Source organism: Streptomyces sp. NPDC051976 (assembly GCF_040680795.1).
In the GTDB taxonomy this organism is placed as follows: Bacteria; Actinomycetota; Actinomycetes; order Streptomycetales; family Streptomycetaceae; genus Actinacidiphila.
The window spans coordinates 1-1,035 of record NZ_JBFAXL010000167.1 but is presented as its reverse complement, the minus strand read 5'-3'; the positions used below and the strand labels follow the sequence as shown (position 1 = coordinate 1,035).

1 protein-coding gene is annotated in these 1,035 nt (G+C 67.0%); it reads left to right on the top strand.

What is annotated here, in order from left to right:
• Positions 1 to 150: 150 nt before the first annotated feature.
• On the top strand, positions 151 to 1,035 hold an 885-nt coding region (locus AB0M29_RS45245), incomplete at its 3' end, for a discoidin domain-containing protein (RefSeq protein ID WP_365393708.1).

Below are 1,035 nucleotides of genomic sequence, written 5' to 3'. Positions count from 1 at the left end.
GGGTTGATCGGGCCGGAGTGGGTCTCGTGCACACGTCTTGACAGGGGTGAATCGTAAGGGGAAACATCACTCTGCACCCGTCGGGAGAGCGCTTTCCCATGGGCTGCCCGACGCGGTCCCTCCCACCCTCAAGACCCTGGAGAGTTACCCATGCTCGCCTCCCCCTCCGGTCCGGCCCTGGTGCCAAGACTCGCTGCGCCGCCCCGGCGAAGAATCACTGCGGCGGTCATCACCGCCCTGGTCGCCTCCCTGCTGCTGTTCGTTCCCACCCGCACCGCACACGCCGCCGACACCCTGCTCTCCCAGGGCAAGACCGCCACTGCCTCCTCCACCGAGAACGCCGGCACCCCCGCCTCCGCGGCTGTCGACGGCGACAACGGCACCCGCTGGGCCAGCGCGTTCAGCGACCCCCAGTGGCTGCAGGTCGACCTGACCACAACCGACACCATCACCTCCGTCACCCTCAACTGGGAGGCGGCGTACGCCAAGTCGTTCAAGATCCAGACGTCCACGGACGGCTCCACCTGGACCGACGCCTACACCACCACCACAGGGACCGGTGGCGTGCAGACGATCCCCGTAAACGTTTCCGGGCGTTATGTCCGCATGTACGGCACCGAACGCGCCACCGGATACGGCTACTCCCTCTACGAGTTCCAGGTCTACGGCAGCACCAACAGCAGCATCTGCGGCACCGACAACGCCGCCCAGGGCAAGACCGCCACCGCCTCCTCCACCGAGAACGCCGGCACGCCGGCCACCGCGGCAGTCGACGGCGACAACGGCACCCGCTGGTCATCGGCCGCCTCCGACGCCCAATGGCTCCAGGTCGATCTCGCCACCACACAAACCGTGTGCAAGGTCGTCCTGAACTGGGAAACCGCCTACGCCAAGGCATACAAGATCCAACTGTCCACCGATGGCACCACCTGGACCGACGCCTACACCACCACCACCGGCGCCGGAGGCACCGAAACCATCAACCTCAACGGCAACGCCCGCTACATCCGCATGTACGGCACCCAACGCGCCACC